The organism is Microbacterium pumilum (assembly GCF_039530225.1).
Lineage (GTDB): Bacteria > Actinomycetota > Actinomycetes > Actinomycetales > Microbacteriaceae > Microbacterium > Microbacterium pumilum.
Map to the genome: position 1 here is coordinate 2,884,113 of NZ_BAAAOH010000001.1, position 21,750 is coordinate 2,905,862.

General features: G+C 69.3%; 18 protein-coding genes. 6 read left to right on the forward strand and 12 right to left on the reverse strand.

The features are described 5' to 3' along the window. Positions 1-48: 48 nt before the first annotated feature. From hrcA to ABD188_RS12920, 5 genes are all read right to left on the reverse strand, one after another. Positions 49-1,089 (reverse strand): heat-inducible transcriptional repressor HrcA, encoded by a 1,041-nt coding sequence (gene hrcA, locus ABD188_RS12900; protein WP_344062865.1) that lies wholly within the window; start codon positions 1,087-1,089, stop codon positions 49-51. A gap of 98 nt (positions 1,090-1,187) precedes the next feature. Further along, a complete protein-coding gene (gene hemW, locus ABD188_RS12905) occupies positions 1,188-2,405 on the reverse strand; it encodes a radical SAM family heme chaperone HemW (RefSeq protein ID WP_344062868.1) in 1,218 nt (405 codons plus the stop codon). Positions 2,406-2,412: 7 nt separating this feature from the next. Next, positions 2,413-3,063 (reverse strand): DUF1990 domain-containing protein, encoded by a 651-nt coding sequence (locus tag ABD188_RS12910; RefSeq protein ID WP_344062870.1) that lies wholly within the window; start codon positions 3,061-3,063, stop codon positions 2,413-2,415. Between the two features lie 68 nt (positions 3,064-3,131). Continuing rightward, entirely contained in the window at positions 3,132-4,985 is a 1,854-nt protein-coding gene (gene lepA, locus ABD188_RS12915) for a translation elongation factor 4 (protein WP_344062872.1), read from the reverse strand. An 85-nt stretch (positions 4,986-5,070) separates the two neighbouring features. Then, the gene (locus ABD188_RS12920) at positions 5,071-6,213 is read right to left on the reverse strand and encodes a pyridoxal phosphate-dependent aminotransferase (protein ID WP_344062875.1); all 1,143 of its coding nucleotides are present in this window, start codon (positions 6,211-6,213) and stop codon (positions 5,071-5,073) included. 43 nt (positions 6,214-6,256) lie between these two features. Here ABD188_RS12920 and ABD188_RS12925 point away from each other — a divergent pair, with 43 nt between their 5' ends. Then, complete coding sequence (locus tag ABD188_RS12925; RefSeq protein WP_344062877.1) at positions 6,257-6,982, forward strand: alpha/beta fold hydrolase; 726 nt, start codon at positions 6,257-6,259, stop codon at positions 6,980-6,982. Here ABD188_RS12925 and ABD188_RS12930 read toward each other — a convergent pair. Together ABD188_RS12930 and ABD188_RS12935 are read right to left on the reverse strand one after the other, a co-directional pair. Then, complete coding sequence (locus tag ABD188_RS12930) at positions 6,971-8,218, reverse strand: MFS transporter (protein WP_344062880.1); 1,248 nt, start codon at positions 8,216-8,218, stop codon at positions 6,971-6,973. The two genes, ABD188_RS12925 and ABD188_RS12930, sit on opposite strands and share 12 nt — an antisense overlap. Beyond that, positions 8,215-9,564, reverse strand: a complete 1,350-nt coding sequence (locus ABD188_RS12935) for a GH1 family beta-glucosidase (protein ID WP_344062884.1) — start codon at positions 9,562-9,564, stop codon at positions 8,215-8,217. Before ABD188_RS12935 ends, ABD188_RS12930 begins: the two co-directional genes overlap by 4 nt. Before the next feature lie 224 nt (positions 9,565-9,788). Between ABD188_RS12935 and rpsT the strand changes: the two genes are divergently transcribed. After that, positions 9,789-10,049 carry a 30S ribosomal protein S20 gene (rpsT, locus tag ABD188_RS12940; protein WP_344062887.1) on the forward strand — a complete coding sequence of 87 codons (261 nt, stop codon included), beginning with the start codon at positions 9,789-9,791 and terminating at the stop codon, positions 10,047-10,049. Positions 10,050-10,184: 135 nt separating this feature from the next. Here the strand turns inward: rpsT and holA are convergent, their stop codons facing one another. From holA to pabB, 5 genes are all read right to left on the reverse strand, one after another. Beyond that, positions 10,185-11,222 carry a DNA polymerase III subunit delta gene (holA, locus tag ABD188_RS12945; protein ID WP_344062891.1) on the reverse strand — a complete coding sequence of 346 codons (1,038 nt, stop codon included), beginning with the start codon at positions 11,220-11,222 and terminating at the stop codon, positions 10,185-10,187. A gap of 9 nt (positions 11,223-11,231) precedes the next feature. Next, entirely contained in the window at positions 11,232-13,589 is a 2,358-nt protein-coding gene (locus ABD188_RS12950) for a ComEC/Rec2 family competence protein (protein ID WP_344067098.1), read from the reverse strand. Positions 13,590-13,614: 25 nt separating this feature from the next. Further along, positions 13,615-14,208, reverse strand: a complete 594-nt coding sequence (locus ABD188_RS12955) for a ComEA family DNA-binding protein (protein ID WP_344062894.1) — start codon at positions 14,206-14,208, stop codon at positions 13,615-13,617. A gap of 90 nt (positions 14,209-14,298) precedes the next feature. Further along, on the reverse strand, positions 14,299-16,890 hold the full coding sequence (gene leuS, locus ABD188_RS12960; RefSeq protein WP_344062897.1) for a leucine--tRNA ligase: 2,592 nt from the start codon (positions 16,888-16,890) through the stop codon (positions 14,299-14,301). A 69-nt stretch (positions 16,891-16,959) separates the two neighbouring features. Continuing rightward, positions 16,960-18,276 carry an aminodeoxychorismate synthase component I gene (pabB, locus tag ABD188_RS12965; RefSeq protein WP_344062901.1) on the reverse strand — a complete coding sequence of 439 codons (1,317 nt, stop codon included), beginning with the start codon at positions 18,274-18,276 and terminating at the stop codon, positions 16,960-16,962. 42 nt (positions 18,277-18,318) lie between these two features. Between pabB and ABD188_RS12970 the strand changes: the two genes are divergently transcribed. The 4 genes from ABD188_RS12970 to ABD188_RS12985 are packed head-to-tail and all read left to right on the forward strand — an operon-like array spanning position 18,319 to position 21,750. Continuing rightward, entirely contained in the window at positions 18,319-19,005 is a 687-nt protein-coding gene (locus ABD188_RS12970; protein ID WP_344062904.1) for a DedA family protein, read from the forward strand. Between the two features lie 4 nt (positions 19,006-19,009). Beyond that, the gene (locus ABD188_RS12975; RefSeq protein WP_344062907.1) at positions 19,010-20,047 is read left to right on the forward strand and encodes an App1 family protein phosphatidate phosphatase; all 1,038 of its coding nucleotides are present in this window, start codon (positions 19,010-19,012) and stop codon (positions 20,045-20,047) included. 37 nt (positions 20,048-20,084) lie between these two features. Further along, complete coding sequence (locus tag ABD188_RS12980; protein ID WP_344062910.1) at positions 20,085-20,798, forward strand: SOS response-associated peptidase; 714 nt, start codon at positions 20,085-20,087, stop codon at positions 20,796-20,798. A 55-nt stretch (positions 20,799-20,853) separates the two neighbouring features. Beyond that, the gene (locus tag ABD188_RS12985) at positions 20,854-21,750 is read left to right on the forward strand and encodes a 3-methyladenine DNA glycosylase (protein ID WP_425561349.1); all 897 of its coding nucleotides are present in this window, start codon (positions 20,854-20,856) and stop codon (positions 21,748-21,750) included.

Genomic DNA, 21,750 nt, shown 5'->3' on the forward strand with positions numbered 1-21,750 from the left:
CTTCCTTGCCGCGGCACGCCGCGGATCGTGTCAATTCGTCGCCGACGTTCAGCGGCTGCTCTCGTCTTCTTCGAGCAGCCGCGTGAGGTAGCGGGCCACAGCCCGCACGGCGGCGAGGTTCGTCGGGTAATCCATTCGCGTCGGTCCGAGCACGCCCACGCGGGCGCGCGAACCGGTGGCGTCGTAATCGCTTGCGAGCACCGAGGCCTCACCCAGACCGAACGGCTCGTTCTCGCGGCCGATGCTCGTGGCGAGCCCCTGGTCGTCGGCGACCATCTCGCTCATGAGCCGGAGTATCGTCACCTGCTCCTCGATGGCCTCGAGAAGGGGGTAGATGCTGCCGCGGAAGTCGGCCTCGCGTCGCGCGAGGGTGGCGCTTCCGGCGAGGACGAGCCGGTCCTGACGGAACTCCTCCAGCTCCTCGGCGACGACCCGCAGAATCACCGCGATGGCTGCGTCGCGTGACGCGGCTGCCGGACTGGCCTGCGCGAGGTGGTCGCCGATGCGCTGCACGCCTTCACGCACCGAGCGGCCGACGAGGAGCGTGCCGAGTTCGGCGCGCATCCGGGCCAGATCCTCGTCGTCGAAATCGGCGCCGACGACCGTCATCCGCTGCGAGACCCGACCGGTGTCGGTCACGACGATGACGAGCATGCGTCCAGCGCCGAGCTGCACGAGCTCGACATGCGTGACGCGTGCTCGCGCGAACGACGGGTACTGGACGATGGCGACCTGGCCGGTCAGCTGGGTGAGTGCCCGCACGGTGCGGACCAGCACGTCGTCGAGGTCACCGGGGCCCTCGAGGAACGAGGAGATCGCGGTGCGCTGGGCGGGGCTGAGCGGGCGCAGAGCCGAGAGGTGATCGACGAACACCCGGTAGCCCTTGTCGGTGGGCACACGGCCCGATGAGGTGTGCGGGGCGGCGATGAGCTCTTCGTCTTCGAGGAGAGCCATGTCGTTGCGGATGGTCGCGGCAGACACGCCGAACGCGTGCCGTTCGACGATCGCCTTGCTGCCGACGGGTTCTCGCGTGTCGACGTAGTCCTGGACGATCGCTCGCAGCACCTGCAGACCGCGTTCGCTGACCATCCCGCCTCCTCACGCCGCTCTCGGCACCAGGGTCACTGGCACTCGCATGACTGGAGTGCCAATTCTACCGGATGGATCCTGCCCGGTCTGGAAGCGCGTCAGTCGGTGAGCGCCCGCACCACGGCATCGGCGAGCAAGCGCCCGCGCCGGGTGAGCACGATCGTGCCGCGCACTGCCGACGGCCCGTCCACCAGGCCATCGGCGATCAGCGCCGCGACCGCATGGCGCCCCTCGCCCAGCAGCTCGGAGATGGGCAGTCCCTCGCGGATCCGGGTGCGCAGCAGCACGCTCTCGAGCGCGCGAGCCGCGGCATCCGGCCTCTCACGACCAGCCGCGGGAGACTCACCCGCCGCGAGCCGCTGTGCGTAGGCCGCGGGATGCTTGACGTTCCAGAAGCGCACACCCCCGATGTGGCTGTGTGCGCCGGGGCCGAAGCCCCACCAGTCGGTGCCCTGCCAGTAGGCGAGGTTGTGACGAGAGCGCTGCGACTCGTCTCGCGCCCAGTTCGACACCTCATACCACTCGTAGCCGGCCGCGGCGAGCAGCTCGTCGGCGAGCTCGTACATGTCGGCCTGCAGGTCGTCATCGGGCGCCGGCACCTCGCCGCGACGGATCTGCCGCGAAAGCTTCGTGCCGTCCTCGACGATCAGCGCGTACGCCGAGATGTGATCGGGCGCGAGCGCGATGGCCTCTTCGAGCGATGTGCGCCAGTCGTCGAGTGTCTCCTCCGGTGCGCCGTAGATCAGGTCCAGGCTGACATCGAGCCCCACGCTGCGCGCGGCGATCAGCGCCGTCCGCACGTTCGCCGGCTCGTGCGTGCGGTCGAGCGCCGCGAGCACGCGCGGGACCGCCGACTGCATACCGATCGACATCCTGGTGATTCCGGATACCGCGAGCTCGGCCGCGACGTCATCCGTCACCGTGTCGGGATTGGCCTCGACGGTGACCTCGGCATCCGCCTCGATCCCGAACGCCGAACGCACTCCCCCGAGCATCCGTCCGAGATCGCCCGGCGGCAGGAGTGTCGGCGTGCCGCCGCCGAAGAACACGGTGCGCGCCGGCCGGAGCGGGCCTGATGCCTCCAGCACCCGCCGGGCGAGGGTGATCTCCTGCAGCAGCGTGTCGGCGTACTGGTCCTGCCTTGCCCCTTGCAGCTCACTCGATGTGTAGGTGTTGAAGTCGCAGTAGCCGCACCGAACGCGGCAGAACGGCACGTGCAGATAGACGCCGAACGATGTGCGGGCGTCGATCGCCGTGCCGGGCGGCAGTGAGCCGTCGGCCGGCGCCGGCTCGCCGAGCGGCAGCGCGGAGCCCATCAGCGCCTCACGCGGATGTGCTGTACAGCGGCGAGATCGCGCGGAGATACCGCGTGAACAGCTCCCGTCGGCGTCGGCGCGTCAGCCGAGGCAGCACCTTGTAGAGCACGGCCTCGGGGGCGTCGAACGCGCGGACGGTGAACCAGACCTCATCCTTGTCGTTCCACTCGAGCATGAACGACTCCTCGCCGCTCACGACCGAATCCGACACCGTGCCGAGCGCGAATCCCACGCGACGTGGTTCTTCGACGGCGAAGATGACTCGCAGCACGGCATCCGCGCGCAGGCCTTTCACCCGGCCGTCGACGCGGATCGTGGTGCCCGCTCCGACGTAGGGGGTGCCGTCCGCGTCGTAGCGCAGATCGGCATCGGTGCGGCTCGGCGCGATCGCGTTGCCTTCCCCGTCGAAGCTGACACCTGAGTACATGGGTCCGGATGCCGGGCGCACATCTTTGAGCTCCAGCCCGGCTCCCCGCTGCGCCGCCCAGGACAGCAGAGCATCGCTCGCGGTCTGGAAACGAGACTCGCCGCTGCCGATCCGCCACGACTCCTCGGCCGGGATGCTCCGCTCCGGCGGGTACTGCATCAGGTCGGGCGCCTGCGTCGCGCCGACGGCGGCGTAGTCGACGGTGTCGTCCCGGAAGGTTCCTCGACGCATGGTGTTCAGCCTACCGATCTGCGCAGCGCGCGCACCGGCAGCCTGACGGCGCCGGGGCGCGGCATCCGCTACTTCTTCTCTTTGCTCTCGGTGTCGCCGGAGAGTGCCGCGATGAACGCCTCCTGAGGGACCTCGACGCGCCCGACCATCTTCATGCGCTTCTTGCCCTCCTTCTGCTTCTCGAGCAGCTTGCGCTTGCGGGTGATGTCGCCGCCGTAGCATTTCGCGAGGACGTCCTTGCGCATCGCTCTGATCGACTCGCGGGCGATGATGCGGGCGCCGATGGCCGCCTGGATCGGCACCTCGAACTGCTGGCGCGGGATGAGCTTCTTCAGCCGCTCGGTCATGAGCACCCCGTATGCGTAGGCCTTGTCGCGGTGCACGATGGCGCTGAACGCGTCGACCGCCTCACCCTGCAGCAGGATGTCGACCTTCACCAGGTCGCCCTCCTGATCACCGCTCGGCTCGTAGTCGAGGGATGCGTAGCCCGCCGTCTTCGACTTCAGGTTGTCGAAGAAGTCGAAGACGATCTCGCCGAGCGGCATCTTGTAGCGGATCTCGACGCGGTCCTCGCCGAGGTACTCCATTCCGAGCAGGGTGCCGCGCCGGGACTGGCAGAGCTCCATGATCGTGCCCACGTAGTCCTTGGGTGCGAGGATCGCAGCCTTCACCATCGGCTCGGTGACACTCGCGATCTTGGTCCCCGACGGGAACTCGCTCGGGTTCGTGACCGTGTACGTCTTCTTGTCGTCGGTCGTCACCTCATAGGTCACGGACGGCGCGGTCGAGATCAGATCGAGGCCGAACTCGCGCTCGAGCCGCTCGGTGACGATTTCGAGGTGCAGCAGCCCGAGGAATCCGCAGCGGAATCCGAATCCGAGGGCCACAGACGTCTCGGGCTCGTAGTTCAGCGAGGCGTCCGAGAGCTTCAGCTTGTCGAGCGCTTCACGCAGCACGGGGTAGTCGCTGCCGTCGATCGGATAGAGCCCCGAGAAGACCATGGGCTTCGGGTCGGTGTATCCGGGGAGCGCGTTCTTCGACGGCTTCGCGGCGTTCGTGACCGTGTCGCCGACCTTCGACTGGCGCACATCTTTCACACCCGTGATCAGGTAGCCGACCTCGCCCACACCCAGACCCTTGGTCGGGGTCGGCTCGGGCGACGAGACGCCGATCTCGAGCAGTTCGTGCATGGCGCGCGTCGACATCATCTGGATGCGCTCCCGCGGGTTGAGCGATCCGTCGATCATGCGCACGTAGGTGATGACTCCGCGATACGAGTCGTAGACCGAGTCGAAGATCATGGCGCGCGAGGGCGCATCCGGATCACCCTTCGGCGGGGGGATCTGCGCCACGACATGGTTCAGCAGCTCTTCGACGCCGAGGCCGGTCTTGCCGCTGACCCGCAGCACGTCCTCTGGCTTGCCGCCGATGAGGCTCGCGAGCTCCTTGGCGTACTTCTCGGGGTCGGCGGCCGGCAGGTCGATCTTGTTGAGCACGGGGATGATGTGCAGATCGTTCTCGAGGGCGAGGTACAGGTTCGCGAGGGTCTGCGCCTCGATGCCCTGCGCGGCATCCACCAGCAGGATGGCGCCCTCGCACGCCGCGAGCGAACGGCTGACCTCGTACGTGAAGTCGACGTGCCCGGGGGTGTCGATCATGTTCAGCGCGTAGGTCTGCCCATCGAGGGCCCACGGCATCCGCACCGCCTGGCTCTTGATCGTGATGCCGCGCTCGCGCTCGATGTCCATGCGGTCGAGGTACTGCGCGCGCATGTCACGGTCCGAGACGACGCCGGTGATCTGCAGCATCCGGTCGGCCAGCGTCGACTTGCCGTGGTCGATGTGGGCGATGATGCAGAAGTTGCGGATCAGCTCGGGCGGGGTCGCGGCGGGCTCGAGAGACTTCAGGGCGCGGGGTGACATGACTGCCTGATTCTACCGGGGCGGAGCGCGCCGCCCGGCGCGACCCCTGTACGGGGACGGTGCCTGTGCAGAACGTGCGGGGGGATCAGGCCGGGGACGGCAGCCTGCGCAGTCCCTCGAGCAGGGACGCGCGGTCGCTCGCAACGCAGACGCGGATCCAGCCCTCGCCGGAGGCGCCGAACGCAGTCCCGGGGGCCACCGCGACCCCGGCCTCGTCGAGCAGCCGTTCGCACCACCGGGCGACATCTCCGGCTGAAGCATGCGAGACATCGATCCACAGGTAGAACGCGCCCGTCGGGGTCAGATAGCGGATGCCTTGCGCGTCGAGCTGCGTCATCGCCGCCGCGAGGTTGTCGCGGTAGTGCGCACCGGCCCTCATCACCGAGTCCTGCGGACCGGAGATCGCCGCCAGTGCCGCGCGCTGCGCCGGAGCGTCGACGCAGCTGACGAGCGCCTCCTGCACGCGGAGCATGGTCGGCCGCCATCCCGGCGGGGTGACGAGCCAGCCGACGCGGGCACCGGTCATCGCGTACGTCTTCGAGGTGGAGAACACCGACAGCACCCGGCCGCTGTCGTCGAGCGTCGCCGGACTGACGTGCGGCTCTCCCCAGGTGAACCGTTCGTACACTTCGTCGCTGATGACCCAGAGATCGTGCCGGCGGGCCAGGTCCATCAGGGCGACCAGCGTCTCGCGGTCGAACGTCGAGCCCAGGGGGTTGGACGGCGTATTGACGATGATGGCGCGCGTGCGCTCCGTGATGAGATCCCCGAGCTCGGCGAGGTCGGGCTGGAAGCCGCGCTCCGGCCGCAGCGGATATCCCACCGGCACCGCCTGCAGGAGGTGGGCGCTCATCGTGAACGTGGTGTATCCCGGGTCCGGCACCAGGACTTCGTCGCCGCGGCCGAGGGTCAGAGCCATCGCCATGTGCAGCGCCTGCGTGGCGCCGACCGTCACCCACACCTGCTCGATGTCGACATCCATCGCGTTCTCACGAGCCAGCTTCGCGACGATCGCCTCACGGAGCGGCAGGATGCCGCCGTTCGGAGTGTAACGAGTGTCGCCTTCGCGCCACGCTGCCGCCGCCTCGTCCCGTACGCGGGGCTCGACGACCTCGCCGGGTTCACCGACGGCCAGGATGATCGTGTCGGGACGCCGCAGCGCGAGCTCGAGGATGTGGCGCACGCCCGAGCCGGGCATGGCCGAGATATGCGGGGCGATCTCTGGCATGTGGCTCATGCTAGGGCCGGCATCCGGCGGTTAGCCTGGTTCGATGGTGGTCCAGGTCGTCATGGTTCACGGCATCCGGACGTCCGCGACGATGTGGCGCGCACAGGTCGAGTATCTCGAGGCGCGGGGCAACGCCGTCGTCGCCGTCGACCTGCCGGGCCACGGCTCGCGGATGGCCGAGGAGTTCACGCTCGCCGGCGCGTTCGCGACGATCGACGACGCGGTTCAGGATGCCGCGTCCCACGGCCCCGTGCTGCTGGTGGGCCATTCCATGGGTGGCCTGCTCTGCGTCGAGTACGCCGGACGACAGGATCCGCCGCCCATCGCGGGATTCATCGCGGCGTCGTGCACGGCCATTCCGCGCGGCCTCGGCCTCTCCGCCTATCGACTCCTGGCGCGCGGCGTGGATTCGCTCCCCGACCGCGGGATGTGGCTCACGAACCGAATGCTCGACCGCATCCTGCCCGCCGAGACCCGCGCCGATTTCGGCGCCGGCGGCTATGCACTGGATGCGCAGGACCTCGCGCTGCGCAGCCTGTCCGTCCTCGACCTGCTCGCGGCGCTGCATCGCATCGAGGTGCCGCTGTGGTTCATCAACGGGCAACTCGATCAGCTGCGCGTCAACGAGGGCCTCTTCATGCGGGTGGCGAAGCACGCCGAGCTCATCGTGGTGCCCCGCACCACTCACCATGTGACGGTCATGCGGCCCCGTGTGTTCAACGCCCTGTTGAACCTCGCACTCACGACACTGGAGCAGTCAGACCGCTGACGTCGCGCGGTTTCGCTTGCGGATGGCGAATGTCATCACGCCGCCGACGATCGACAGCACACCGCCGACGGCGAACATCAGCGAGAAGCCCCCGACGAGCGCGACGAGTCCCGCGCCGATGAGGGGCCCGAGGAGCTGGCCGAGGCTTGCCGAGACGTTGACGAAGCCGAGGTCGCGTGCGTGATCTTCGGGGTGAGGCAGCAGGTCGGTCCCGAGGGCGAGACCGACGGACATGTACGCGCCGTACCCGACTCCGAGCAGTGCTGCCCCGACCATCGTCGTCTCGAACGTCGGCACCAACGCGATGAAGAGCGCGGCCACGCCCTGGAGGATCGCCGACCACACGACGATTCCGACGCGTCGGCCGGTGCGGTCCGAGACGCTTCCCGACACGATCGACGACGCGACGACGAACACGGTGTAGATCACGATCAGCAGGAGGAGGTCGTCTTCGGCCGAAGCGGGGTCGCGATCCAGGCCGTACAGCAGGAAGAAGAACAGCAGCCCCGTGCCGAGGGCATTGCCGATGTTGACGACGAGGCGGCCGCCGAGCAGCCAGGCGAAGTCGCGATCCCGCAGCGTCGCGAGACGGTCGGACAGCGAACGCCGCTCGCGCGCGACGGCCGACTGGGCCGGTGCGGGTGGGTCCGGAAGCAGCAGAGCGGCGCCCACTCCGACGATCGCCAGGAAGCCGGCGAGGACGAGATAACCGGTGACCGTGCCCAGTTCGAGGAGCACGATCACCCCGACACCGACGATGATCCCCAGGGCCTGCGATGACGACACCGCGGCGGATGCCGTGCCGCGCTGTGTCGTGAGCTGATCGGCGATCAGCGCGGTGAACGCGGCCGACGCGACGGCCGTGCCGACCGACACCCCGATCCACGCGAGGCCGACCCCCCAAGCGCCCTCGGCGAACGCGATGGCGATGAGCGATGCCGTCCCCAGCCCCACCCCTGCGAGAGCCCAGGGGCGGCGCCGGCCGAACGCGCCACGCGTCCGGTCCGACAGCCCGCCTGCCAGCGGGCCGGCGATGACGCCCGCGACGCCGCCGACGGCGAGGACCAGACCTGACGAGATCACGCCCGAGATCCATCCGTCCGCATCGTCGGGCGTGTTCAGCTGCAGCGGGATGAGCAGCTGCAGCGGTGTGAGCTGCACCGTCCAGAGCGCGAGCCACGCGAGGGTGAACAGCACGAACCACTTCGCTCCGACGCGTCCTGCGGTCGTGTTCACGATCGTGCCTCCTGGATGTGAGTGCGATACCAGTCGAACGACGCTTTCGGCGTACGCTCCCCCGTTGCGTGGTTGACGTGGACGAGCCCGAACCGCTGAGTGAAGCCCTCGGCCCATTCGAAATTATCGAGCAGCGACCAGACGGTGTATTCGTCGATGCGCACCCCCCGCTCGCGTGCGTCCTCCACTGCGGCGATGTGACCATCGAGATATCCGATGCGGTCGACATCATCGATGGGCCCCGTGACCGAGTCGGGCTCGGCGAACGACGCGCCGTTCTCGGCGATCGCGATGGGCGGGAGCCGATCGCCGTAGCGCGTCTGGAAGTCGACGAGCACCTCCGTGAGGGCCGAAGGCACGATCGGCCACTCCGGACCGAAGCCGGTGTGCGCAGCTCCGGGCGTGGGGACGACCTCGAACGGCACCGGGCTCTCGGGGGCGGATGCCGCGATCGTGGTCGGGTTGTAGAAGTTCAAGCCGTAGACGTCGGTGGTGGTGGAGATGATCTCGAGATCATCCGCCAGCACGGGCATCGGCGGCATCCCCAGCGCGTCGAGGTCGGGATAGCCGCCCAGGAGCACGGGCTCCGCGAACACGCGGTTGTGCAGGATGTCATACGCGAACGCGGCCTCGTGATCCGCCGCGGAGTTCGATGCCGGCCGCACAGCGGTGTGATTGTTGACGATTCCGATGGTGGTCGCCCCGCATTCGCGCAGGATGCGGGTGGACAGGCCGTGTGCGAGAAGCTGATGGTGCACCGTGGGCAGCGATGCGAAGAGAAGCTGCCGGCGCGGTGCGAGCTCACCGATGGCGTAGCCCTGAAGGGATGTCGAGACGGGTTCGTTGATCGTGTACCAGTCCGTGACCCGATCACCCAGAGCGTCGGCGATGAGCGCGCTGTAGTCGGCGAAGCGGTAGGCGGTCTCTCGATCCAGCCATCCGCCTCGCCCCTCCAACGTCGAGGGCAGATCCCAGTGATACAGCGTGGGGAAGGGCGTCACGCCGGCGTCGAGCAGCGCGTCGACGAGACGGTCGTAGTACGCCAGCCCTTCCGGGTTGGCTGCACCGACGCCGGAAGGCTGCACGCGCACCCACGAGATCGAGAAGCGGTAGCTGTCCACCCCGAGCTGGGTCAACAGCTCCACGTCGTCGAGATAGCGGTGATAGCTGTCGGGACCGGGCTCAGCGGTCGAGCCGTCGCGCACCGCGCCCGGCGCATCGACGAAGTCATCCCAGATGGATCGGCCCCGGCCGCCTTCCTCGCGCGCTCCCTCGATCTGGAATGCGGCGGTGGCCACCGACCATCGAAGTCGGCGCGACGAATCGGCGAGGGGAAGGTCGGTCACGGCGGAGCTCCTTCGCTCTCGATGAGGCCGGCGGCGGCGTGCCTCCGATCTTTCCTCATCCGCGACCGCTCGCCCGACCATCCCCCGCTGCGGGGGATAACTCCGGGACCTGGTAGACTCCTTGTTTGGCTTGCGTGTGGGGTTTCCCGCACGACGCCGGACGGCATCCCTCTCATGACGACCGGCACATCACTCACATCACTCCGAACGAAAGACGTCGACACGTGGCGAACATCAAGTCGCAGATCAAGCGCAACAAGACCAACGACAAGGCGCACGAGCGCAACAAGGCCGTCAAGAGCGAGCTGCGCACCGAGGTGCGTCGCACCCGCGAGGCCATCGCCGCCGGCGACAAGGCCGCCGCTGAGCTCTCGCTCGCGAAGGCGACCAAGAAGCTCGACAAGGCCGTGAGCAAGGGCGTCATCCACGAGAACCAGGCGGCGAACCGCAAGTCGGCCATCGCCAAGCAGGTCGCGGCGCTCTGAGCCGTCCTCTCGCGGAGGCCCGCACCGTCCCGGTCGCCGAGCTCCTCGAAAGCTGCTGAGTTCGTCGAAGCATCCGAAGACCCGTCCCGCTGGGGCGGGTCTTCGTCGTTCCGGTCGAAGCCGCCCGCCGAACGATCAGGAGCCGTACGGCGCGCGGGTCGCGATGACCGTGACGAGTCGCTCGAGTGCGAACACCGAATCGCGGGAGCCGCCCTTGACTTCGGCATCCGCCCGGGCGGCGGCCTGGATGGCCATGCCCAGCGTCGCCTCGGTCCACCCCGACAGATCACGCCTGGCGCGGTCCACCTGCCAGTCCTTGAGTCCGAGCCGGGCGGCCAGTGCGACGCTCGACTCGCGGGTACCTGCCACTCGAGCCATCGTGCGAAGCTTCGATGCCACCGCTGCGACGAGTGGAACCGGATCGGCGCCCGACGCCAGGGCGTGGCGCAGCGCGATGAGCGCGTCCCCGTAGCGCCCGGCGATCGCGGTGTCTGCGACCACGAAGGCGGATGTCTCCACCCGGCCGCCGTAGTAGCGCTGTACGACCTGTTCGGTGATGTCGCCGGGAACGTCGGAGATCAGCTGCTGGCACGCGGCGGCCAGCTCGGTGAGATCGTCGGCGAAGGCCGAAACGAGCGTGCGGAGCGCCACGGGGGCGATGCGCTTCTTGGCTGCCTGGAATTCTCCTGCGGCGAAGTCGAACCGATCCGAGTCGCGTTTGATCGCGGGGCACGCCACCTCGACGCCACCGCCTTCTCCCGCGCGGATCGCATCGAGGAGCTTCTTGCCGCGGACGCTCGCGCCGGTGTGGCGAAGGATGACGGTCGCTCCCTCCTGCGGGAACGCAAGGTAAGAGACGGCCTCGGCGAGGAAGGCGTCGGAGCACTTCTCGACCCCCGACACGCGGACGAGCCGGGGTTCGCCGAACAGCGACGGCGAGGTGACCCCCAGCAGTGACCCCTGCGCGTAGTCGTCCGCTCGGAGATCGGTGACCTCGAGGCTCGGATCCTCGGCGCGCAGATACTCCCTCACCCCGGCGATCGCCCGCTCGGCGCAGACCTCTTCGGGGCCCGAGACGAGCACGATCGGCGCCGGCTGCGGCGAGCGCCAGGACAGCTGCGGAATCGCACTGCGCGTCTTCGCCGTTGCGGGTCGACGAGCGCTGGCGGGCATGCCTCCAGCCTAGCGATCGCCGCCGACGCCGCCGCCGCGCTCGCGCCACACCTCCACCCCGCCGCCGACGCTCGAGATCGCGACGACGCCGTCGGCATCCGTTCGGAAGATGCGCGCCCCCACCTCTTGGAGGATCGCGAGCGTCTCTGCCCGGGGGTGTCCGTAGTCGTTGCCCGCACCCACCGTGATGAGCCCGATGGCCGGCGCCGCGGCGTGGTAAAGGGCGACGGCCTGATCGGCGCTGCCGTGATGCGCGACCTTCACGATCACGTACGGCGGATTCAAGGCGCCGGATGCCGCGATCGCACCCTGCGGGGAGGCCGAGAGGTCGCCGAGGAACAGCGCGCCCGGAATTCCGCCGCCGCGGACGTCCAGCACGACGCTGGCGTCGTTGCCGTACGGGAAGGCGCGGCTGGGCGCCATCGGCCAGATCACGGTCCATCGCGCCTCGCCGAGTGCGCCCTGCATGCCCGCCTCGGCATCGACGAGGCGGGCACCGCCGGCTGCCAGCTCGGCCAGCAGGTGCCCCGCTGGGCCGTACTGGGGTCCGTGGAGCACGGTCCCGACTCGGCCTTGCACCCCCGACACGCCGCCGACGTGATCGAGATCGAAGTGCGTCAGCACCAGCAGGTCCACGCGTGCGATCCCGGCCCGGTCGAGGCACGCCGCGAGGGGTTCGGGGTCCGGCCCCGTGTCGATGAGCATGATCGCTCCCGCCGAGCGCAGCAGCACCGCATCACCCTGACCGACATCGCAGGCCAGGACGCTCCAGTCCGCCGGAAGCGTCCATCGACCGGCGATCGTGCTGAGCGCGACACCTCCCCCAGCGACGCCCATCACGGTCGCCAGGAGGAGCATCGCTGCGGCTCGCGCCGAGCGTGCACGTCGCGAGCCGCCCGCTCGCACCGCGATGAGGACGCCCAGCGCGACGCCGACGGCCGCGAGCACCGCTGCTCCGGGCCAACCATCGATCCAGGGCAGCAGGTCGCCGGGGATGGCGGTGACGGTCGCGGCTGTCGCGGCGATCCAGGATGCCGGGACCCACGCGAGCGCGGCGAGGCCCGACTGCAGCGCCGGCATGGGCGCCGCGACGCAGGCCGCGAGTCCGACGAGCGTCGCGATCGGAGCGGCCGGCGCCGCGAGCAGATTCGCCAGCACACCGAAGATCGGCACGACGGGTGAGATGAGCACGAGCAGCGGGCCGCACGCCAGCTGCGCCGCCAGCGGCACTGCGAGGGCCAGGGCGAGGGCGCGCGGAAGCCGCCTGGACAAGCCGCCCGCGAGTGGCCGCACGAACAGCAGCAGCGACGCGGTCGCCGCGGACGACAGGGCGAAACCGAGGGACGCCGCGAGCCACGGGTCGGCGACGACCAGGATCGTGACGGCGAGCGACAGGATCGCCATCCCGGCTCCCGGTCTGCCGAGCAGCACACTCACCATCGCGACCGCGGCCATCGTCGCCGCCCGCAGGACGCTCGGTTCCGGCGTGACGAGCAGCACGAAGCCCGCCAGCGCAGCGAGACCCGACACCACGCGGATGCTGCGGCGTGCACCCAGCGCTGCAGCCGCGAGGAATGCCAAGCCGACGACCAGGGCGCAGTTCGCACCGGAGACCGCCGTCAGGTGCGAGAGCGACGACTCCTTCATCTGGGCGTCGAGGTGCAGATCGACCGCAGACGTGTCGCCCACGGCGAGACCCGGCACGAGTCCGGCGCCGGGGCCGGGCAGCCCGTCGACGGCGGCGACGAGCCCCTGACGCAGGCCGGCAGCGACGGCAAGCGCTCCGGTGGGTGCGTGCACCACGGTGACGCCGCGCGAGGCCATCATGTTCAGCACGGCGCGGTCTCCGGTCATCGACTCTCGCGCGCTCCCGCGAGCCTCGATCACCGCACCGACGTCGAGGCCACGACGGTCGTCTACCTCGGAGGGGTCGACCTGGACCACGATGGCGGTCTCGAGCGCTCGCTCGGCGCCTCCGATCCGGATACGTGTGGCGATCGCATCGAATGCGACGGCGCCTCCTGCTCTGCGTTCCACCTTGCCCGTCACCGTGGCTTCCACCGCGATGGCCCGACCGCCGCTGATGGCCAGTTCGGCAACGGCGACGCGGGCAGGCTGCGCGAGAGCGACGTGGGAGGCCACGGCGGCGGAGGCCGCCACCGCGAACACCACGACGGCGATGATGCGTCCACGGGCGAACGGAGGCCGCCCTCGCCGGATGGACGTCGCCGCCACGATCAGGACGACGCCCACCACGGCCCACAGCCCGAGTGCGAGGCCGGGTGCGGCGTCCGGCACCAGCACCGCGCAGAGACCGGTCGCCCACGCGGCAGCGGCGACGGGGGCGAGCCGCAGGCCCGGTCGCACGCTCAATCGCTCACCTGCAACCGGCTCACACCCTCACGAGGTCGCGCAGCGCCTCGAGCATCTTGTCGCCGATGCCTGGGACCGCGAGCAGGTCCTCGACGCTGGTGAATCGCCCGTTGGCCTCCCTCCAGTCCACGATGCGTTGCGCCATCGCTTCACCGATGCGCGGGAGCGTGTCGAGTTCGGCCACGCCGGCCGTGTTGAGATCGATCGGACCGGTGCCCGCCGCGGCGGCCTCGGGGGCCGAGACTTCGCCGATCAGCGGGACCTGCAGCTGTTCGCCATCGCCGACCGGTCGGGCGAGGTTGACGGCGGACTCGTCGGCTCCTTGGACGAATCCCCCTGCGGCGGCCACCGCGTCGATGACCCTCGCGCCTTCGGCGAGCACGTAGAGCCCTGGTGACCGCACGGCGCCCGACACGTACACGTAGACGGGAGCAGCGGTCGCGGCAGGCGACGCGCCGGTTCCATCGATGGCCACCGACACCACCGGCGCGGAGGCGCCGCGGAGGATGCCGATGCCCACCGTCACCGCGAGCACGACGATGACCACGACGACCGCGGCGCCCAGGCCGAGTCGTCCCTTCGCCCCCTTCGCAGGAGGGTCGGCTGCTGTCACGCGCTCACGCTAGGGGCCCCGGGCCCGCGGAAAGACCCGTGATCCGCAAGCGGTGGATCCCGCCGACGCGAACCGTCCTGGGGAGGAGCCTCAGCGCGTGGTGAAGCTCACGACCTTGGGGGGACGTACCACGGCGCGCACGATCTCACGACCGGCGAGCCCCCGCACGACGCGGTCGTCAGCGCGGGCGAGTCGCTCCAGTGTCGCGCCGTCGACCCGCGAGGGCACCTCGAGGGTGGCTCGCACTTTGCCGTCGATCTGGACGACGGCGGTCACCGTGTCCTCCACGAGAAGCGTCGGATCGGCGGTCCGCCAGGTGACGAGTCCGACGAAGGGCTTGTAGCCGAGGATCTCCCACATCTCCTCCGCCGTGTGCGGCGCGAACATGTCGAGGATCATCGCGGTGGCCTCGGCGGCTTCACGCACCGCCGGATCGGCGGGCCCGGCCCCGGTGTCGATCGTCTTGCGAGTGGCGTTGACCAACTCCATGAGCCGGGCGACGACCACGTTGAACTTCGTCTGCTCGACGAGAGCGGGCACGTCGGCGAGGACGCGATGCGTCACACGCCGCAGTGCCTGGTCGCCCTCGGCCCAGATCACGTCCGGGGCGCTCGTGACATCGTTCGCAACGCGCCACGCACGCGCGAGGAACTTCTGCGCTCCCGTTGTCGACACGTCCTCCCAGTTGATGTCGTCCTCGACAGGTCCGGCGAAGACGAGCGCGACGCGCACCGCGTCCGCGCCGGGGTCGACCATGCTCGAGGCGAACTCGACGAGATTGCCCTTGCTCTTGGACATCTTCGTGCCGCCGAGCAGCACCATTCCCTGGTTGATCAGGGTCGAGAACGGCTCTGTGAAATCGACCTCGCCCATGTCGAAGAGCACCTTGGTGATGAATCGGACGTAGAGCAGGTGCAGGATGGCGTGCTCGACGCCGCCGATGTAGGAGTCGACCGGCGCCCACTTGTTGGCCTCGCGCGTCGGGAACGCCTCGTCTGCATCGTTCGGGGCGAAGAAGCGCAGGAAATACCACGAGCTGTCGACGAACGTGTCCATCGTGTCGGGGTCGCGCAGCGCAGGCTCGCCCGTCTCGGGGTCGACCGCCTGCATCCACTCGGTCGCGCCGCCGAGCGGCGACGTGCCCCGTGGCGCGAGGTCGAGTCCGGCAGCGTCGGGCAGGGTCAGGGGCAGCTGCTCGTCGGGAACGAGAACGATTCGGCCGTCCTCGGTGTGCACGACAGGGATCGGCGTGCCCCAGAAGCGCTGACGCGAGATCAGCCAGTCGCGCAGCCGGTACGACTTCGCGGCGCGTCCCGTTCCCGCTGCCTGGAGCTGCTCGATGATCCGTGAGATGGCGTTGCGCTTGGACAGGCCGTCCAGCGGGCCGGAGTTGATCATCCGGCCCTCGCCGGTGAGTGCGATGCCGGTGCGCGCCGGATCCATCTCGTCGAGCGACGAGGCCTCCGTGCCGGGATCGATCGGAACGCCGTCGTCGTCGAGCTCGATCACGGGGATCGATCCCGTGATCGGCGCCGTCGTGTCGACGACGACATTCACGGGCAGGTCGAACGCACGAGCGAAGTCCAGATCGCGCTGGTCGTGCGCGGGCACCGCCATGACCGCGCCGTGGCCGTAGTCCGCCAGCACATAGTCGGCCGCCCAGATCGGCAGCCGCTCGCCGTTGATCGGGTTGATCGCCCAACGATCGAGGAAGACACCTGTCTTGGGCCGGTCGGTGCTCTGCCGCTCGATGTCGGTCTCACGCTGCACGCGCTCGAGGTAGTCCTGGAACCGCATCCGCACCTCGGCGGTCGAGCCGGCGGCGAGCTCCGCCGCCAGATCGCTGTCGGGTGCGACCACGAAGAACGTCGCACCGTGGAGGGTGTCAGGGCGCGTCGAGAACACCGTCACACGCCCCTCGCGGCCCTCGATCTCGAAGTCGATATCGGCGCCGACCGAGCGGCCGATCCAGTTCCGCTGCATGCGGATGACCTTCTGCGGCCAGAAGCCCTCGAGCTGGTTGAGGTCGTCGAGCAGACGGTCGGCGTAGTCGGTGATCCGGAAGTACCACTGCGTCAGCTTCTTCTTGATGACCTCGGCGCCGCATCGCTCGCAGCGCCCGTCGACGACCTGCTCGTTGGCGAGCACGGTCTGATCGTTCGGGCACCAGTTGACCGGGCTCTCCTTCCGGTAGGCCAGGCCGCGCTCGTAGAGGCGCTGGAACAGCCACTGGTTCCAGCGGTAGTACTCCGGGTCGCTGGTGTGGAGGATGCGGGACCAGTCGTAGGAGGAGCCGTACTCGCGGAAGCTCTTCTTGTGCTTCTCGATGTTCGCGTACGTCCACTCGCGCGGGTCGGCACCGCGCTGGATCGCGGCGTTCTCGGCCGGCAGTCCGAACGAGTCCCAGCCGATCGGGTTCAGGACGTTGTAGCCGCGGTGCCGCCAGAAGCGCGCCACCACGTCGACGTAGGCGTAGTTCTCCGCGTGTCCCATGTGGAGATCTCCCGAGGGGTACGGGAACATGCCGAGCACGTACTTGCGGGGGCGGGTGTCAGCGTCGCCTCCGGCTCGGAACGGGTCGGACTCGGCCCAGCGTGCCTGCCACTTCTGCTGGATCGCGTACGCATCGTAGCCACCGCCTTCAGCGGGCGCAGCGGTGTCGGGAGGGGAGGTCTGGGACACGAGGGGAACCAATCAGAGGTATGTCGGCAGCGCACGAAACGCGAAACTCCAGGTTACCCGACGCCTGCGCTACCAACCCGGCGGGAGCGTTGCGCCGAGTGCCGCGAGCGGCCCCCGCGCCTTCACACCCACCTCGGCGACCTCGTCCGCGGCATCCGATCGCCACGTGATGCCGCCGCCCGCGCCGACGTACGCCCCGCCGGGGTGGACGACGATCGAGCGGATGACCATGGCGAGATCCAACGCGCCGTCGTCGCCGATCCAGCCGAAGCACCCGGCGAAGACACCGCGAGGTGCGGCCTCCAGGCGGTGCAGGATCGTCATGGCGGAGAGCTTGGGCGTGCCCGTCATGCTCCCGGCGGGAAATGCGGCATCCAGCAGATCTCCCACCGTCGTGCCCGGCTGCAGGTGCCCCGACACCGTGCTCACGAGCTGGTGGACTGCGGCGTAGGACTCGACCTCGAGCAGGCCGTCGACACCGACCGATCCTGGCTCGCTCACGCGCGACAGGTCGTTGCGCATGAGGTCGACGATCATGACGTTCTCGGCGCGCTCCTTCTCGCTCGCCCGCAGTTCGGCGGCCAGTCGACGGTCCTCCGCTTCGTCCGCACCGCGCGGACGGGTTCCCTTGATCGGCCGCGTGCGGACGGTGCCGGCCTCGACCTCGAGGAACCGTTCGGGACTCGCGCTGGCCAGTGCGAGATCGCCGGAGCGCAGGAATCCGCCATGGTGCGTCGGGGTCATCTCCCGCAGGCGGATGTAGGTCGCGGCGGGGTCGACGCCGGCTGCGACCGAGAAGCGGGTCGTCAGACAGAGCTGGTAGGCGTCGCCCTCGCGGATCGCCTCCCTGCACTCCTCGATGAGCGCGGCGTATTCATCGGGGCGGTGCCGGCCGACGGCGGCCGCCAGCGGACGAGCGGGCGCGGTGCCCGAGCTCGGAGGTGCGTCGTCCATCTCATCCAGCTCGCGCGCGAATGAGGGAGCCTCGTCGGCCGGAGCGACCGCCCAGGCCCGCCGCGCGCCGTGGTCGAAGGCGACGAACCGGTGCACGCGCAGCCACACGTCGGCCGGCTCGCTCGGGTCGCTCGTCGCGACCGGCGCGCCGGCGCGCTCGGCAGCCGCTTCGTATCCGAACCAGCCGACCCAACCGCCGCGGAACCTCCCTGCCGGCCAGTCGTCGGCCGCGGGTTCGACCGCGCACGTGAGAGCCCGCACCCGATCGGCGTCGTTCTCGGGTCGACCGGTTCCGACCCAGCTCCATCCCACCGATGCGCCGGGGCCGGCGTCGAGCCAGAACGCATGATCGGCACGGGCAGGGCCCGCGGCGAAGACGGATGCCGGATCCCGCCATCGCGCGAGCGGGACGGCGACCAGCGGCGGAGACATGTTCCCAGGCTAGAGCGCGGTGTCAGCGCCTAGGCTCAGGGCGTGAACGAGTTCCTGACGTGGCTTCTCGACACTGTGCAGAGCGTCGACCCCGTCGTGCGGACTCTCGTCGCCGGCATCGCGATCATGCTCGAGACGAGCGTGCTCGTCGGACTCTTCGTACCCGGTGACACGGTCGTCATCATCGCCGCGACCGCTGTCGCGAGCCCGTTGGAGGGAGTGCTCCTCGGCGTAGCAGTCGTCATCGGAGCGCTCATCGGGGAGAGCATCGGCTTCTGGCTGGGGCGCTTCCTCGGTCCGAGGATCCACCATTCGCGGCTCGGCCGGCGGATCGGCGATGAGAACTGGAACCGCTCCGAGCGATACCTTCGCCGCCGCGGCGGTCCGGCGATCTTCATCTCACGGTTCCTGCCGGTGCTGCACTCGCTGGTTCCTCTGACCGTCGGCATGAGCGGCTTCCGCTACGGCCGGTTCCTCGCCTGGACGGCGCCCGCCTGCATCCTGTGGGCCGCGCTGTACATCACCGTCGGCTCGCTCGCCGCCGGCACCTACCGCGAGCTCGCCGACCAGCTCCATTACGCCGGCTACATCTTCGTCGCGATCATCGTGCTGTTCATAGGGCTCGTCTTCCTCAGCAAGAAGGTCATCGAGCGGGCCGAGCGCAAGCACCTGACCGCAGACGACGAGCCCACCGCGCATCAGGGCATCCAGGACGACGTGAAAGACTGACAGGATGCCCGAAACGCCACAGTCTCCGCAGCCGCCCAAGGTGCTGTGGCTTGCGCGGATGGAGTACCGGTTCCACTCCTGGCGCGAGCGACGCGCTCGCAAGCGCGGGCTGCTGCCGGAAGTCACCCCGTTCCCTGGCTACGGCGGGGTGGATTGGGTGCGGGTACTCGGTCGAGTCCTCATCGTGCCTCCCACGCGGCAGCGCACCTCCGGCGAGTACGCGAGTGTCCGTGGCTGGCGCAGCTTCGCTGCTGTGGCGGTCGGCTACGCGCGCGTCACCATCACTGTGGCGGGAACGACGCACGAAGTGGTGGCAGACCGGGGCGGGGTCATCGACACCGTGATCGCGGGTCGCCTCGAGCCCGGCTGGCAGATCCTGACGATGGCGGTGGAGGATGGCGAACCCGTCGAGACACGGGTCTTCATCGTGGGGCCGGACGTGCGATTCGGCGTCGTCTCCGACATCGACGACACCGTCATGGTGACCGCGCTTCCGCGCCCGCTTCTCGCTGCGTGGAATTCCTTCGTGGTGGACGAGCACGCACGTCAGCCGGTTCCGGGCATGGCGGTGCTGATGGAGCGTCTGGTACGTGATCGCCCGGGCACACCCGTGATCTACCTGTCGACAGGTGCGTGGAACATCGCACCGACCCTCATCCGATTTCTGCGGCGGCACCTCTACCCGCCTGGCGCCATGCTGCTCACCGACTGGGGACCGACGCATGACCGCTGGTTCCGCAGCGGCAAGGAGCACAAGCTCTCGAACCTCAAGCGGCTGGCGGGCGAGTTCCCCGACGTCAAGTGGCTGCTCATCGGCGATGACGGTCAGCACGATCCCGAGCTGTACACCACGTTCGCGAGCGAGCAGCCGCACAGTGTCGCCGGCGTCGCCATCCGGCGCCTGTCCCCCGCCGAGGCGGTCCTCGCCGGCGGACGGACGACCGTCAACGACCACTCTGCCGCGGCCGTTCCGTGGGTCACCGATTCGGATGGTGCCGGTCTGGTGGAGAGGCTCGTCGAGGTCGGAGTGCTCGAGAGCTGACTGGTTTGCTGTCGGACCCCACGCCTAGGCTGGTCGCATGTGCGGACGGTTCGTCGTGGCGAGTGTGGCATCCGAGCTGGTCGGTGTCCTCCGTGTAGACCTCGAGGACGACGATCTTCCGGCGCCCTCGTACAACGTCGCTCCGACCGCACAAGCTGCGATCGTCATCGACTCGGCGAAGACCGAACCCCCGACCCGTCGGCTCGAGTCCGCGAGATGGGGTCTCATCCCCGCGTGGGCGAAGGACACCAAGATCGGCACCCGGGCTTTCAACGCACGCTCCGAAGAGCTCGAAGACAAGCCGATGTTCCGCAAGGCGCTCGCGAAGCGCCGAGCGGTGGTGCCGACATCCGGGTACTACGAGTGGAAGACCGTCGACGGCGTAAAGATCCCGCACTACATCCACCCGGCGGACGGCTCGCCGCTGTTCATGGCCGGGCTCTACGAGTGGTGGAAAGACCCGGCCAAGCAGGATGACGACCCCGACCGGTGGCTGCTGAGCTTCACGATCCTGACACGCGACTCGATCGGTCGGCTCGGATCCATCCACGATCGGATGCCGCTGTTCATCGACGCCGACCACGCCGACGCGTGGCTCGATCCGACGATCGACAACGTGCGAGACGTGCTCGACGCCACGATCGATGCCGCCCCGGCACTCGCGAAGACGCTCGACGATCACGTCGTGTCGAAAGCGGTCGGCAACGTGCGCAACAACTCGCCCGAGCTGATCGAACCCGCCGACGGCTGAGCCCGTCGAGCGCCGACCCCGTCGAACCGACGGATGTCCGACGTATCCTCGAAGGGTGAGCGCCGCCCTCCCCACCGCCGGCCCCGTGGTCCTCACGGGGCCGGAGTGGCGATCGTGTGAGGAGGCACACGCAGCGCGCGCAGATGAGCTGACCCGGATGCATCGTGTCCGCTCCGCACGCGGCGAGCGGCATCCCGTTGAGGACTTCCTCTTCACGTACTACTCGTACAAACCTGCCGTACTGCGCCGCTGGCATCCCGGTGACGGAGTCGAACTCGCGGACGCGTCTGACACGCCGCGAGCCGCGTGGCGATGGTACGCCGCGGGCTCCGAGCCCTCATCGCTGGTCGTCGACGGCGCGACGTATCGTGCAGAGAGGGCGGCGCTGATCGAGAACATCGGCCGCATCGTCCGTGCGACGGCAGCACGGCCAGGCGGCTTCGGCTGTTTCGGGCTGCACGAATGGGCGATGGTCTACCGCCAGCCCGAACACCGGCACGCAGCACCGTTGCGGCTCGGGCAGACGGCGACCGATGCGGTGGTCGAGGCCCACGAGCTTCGGTGCACGCACTTCGACGCGTTCCGCTTCTTCACCCGGGATGCTGCGCCGCGAAACCGCGAGACCCCCACTCGCGACCGGCAAGCCGCGCTCGAGCAGCCGGGCTGCCTCCACGCCGGCATGGACCTCTACAAATGGGCGGTGAAGCTCGGCCCTCTCGTGCCCGGGGAACTGCTGCTCGACACGTTCGAGCTGGCGCGGGATGTCCGCACCCTCGACATGCAGGCGTCGCCGTACGACCTCGCCGAGTGGGGCTACGCACCGGTCGCGATCGAATCCGCGGAGGGCAAGGCCGAGTACGTGCGCCGGCAGCGTGGGTTCACGGAGCGTTCGCAGACGCTCCGCCGGCGGCTGATGGCCGTGATCGACGGGCCGGGTTCGCCCTCGGGCTGA

Excerpts from the sequence above, each read along its gene's own strand:
- hrcA (WP_344062865.1), bottom strand. The coding sequence starts at position 1,089 with ATGGTCAGCGAACGCGGTCTGCAGGTGCTGCGAGCGATCGTCCAGGAC.
- hemW (WP_344062868.1), bottom strand. The coding sequence starts at position 2,405 with ATGGGCTCCGCGCTGCCGCTCGGCGAGCCGGCGCCGGCCGACGGCTCA.
- ABD188_RS12910 (WP_344062870.1), bottom strand. The coding sequence starts at position 3,063 with ATGCGTCGAGGAACCTTCCGGGACGACACCGTCGACTACGCCGCCGTC.
- lepA (WP_344062872.1), bottom strand. The coding sequence starts at position 4,985 with ATGTCACCCCGCGCCCTGAAGTCTCTCGAGCCCGCCGCGACCCCGCCC.
- ABD188_RS12920 (WP_344062875.1), bottom strand. The coding sequence starts at position 6,213 with ATGCCAGAGATCGCCCCGCATATCTCGGCCATGCCCGGCTCGGGCGTG.
- ABD188_RS12925 (WP_344062877.1), top strand. The coding sequence starts at position 6,257 with ATGGTGGTCCAGGTCGTCATGGTTCACGGCATCCGGACGTCCGCGACG.
- holA (WP_344062891.1), bottom strand. The coding sequence starts at position 11,222 with ATGCCCGCCAGCGCTCGTCGACCCGCAACGGCGAAGACGCGCAGTGCG.
- pabB (WP_344062901.1), bottom strand. The coding sequence starts at position 18,276 with ATGTCTCCGCCGCTGGTCGCCGTCCCGCTCGCGCGATGGCGGGATCCG.
- ABD188_RS12975 (WP_344062907.1), top strand. The coding sequence starts at position 19,010 with ATGCCCGAAACGCCACAGTCTCCGCAGCCGCCCAAGGTGCTGTGGCTT.
- ABD188_RS12980 (WP_344062910.1), top strand. The coding sequence starts at position 20,085 with ATGTGCGGACGGTTCGTCGTGGCGAGTGTGGCATCCGAGCTGGTCGGT.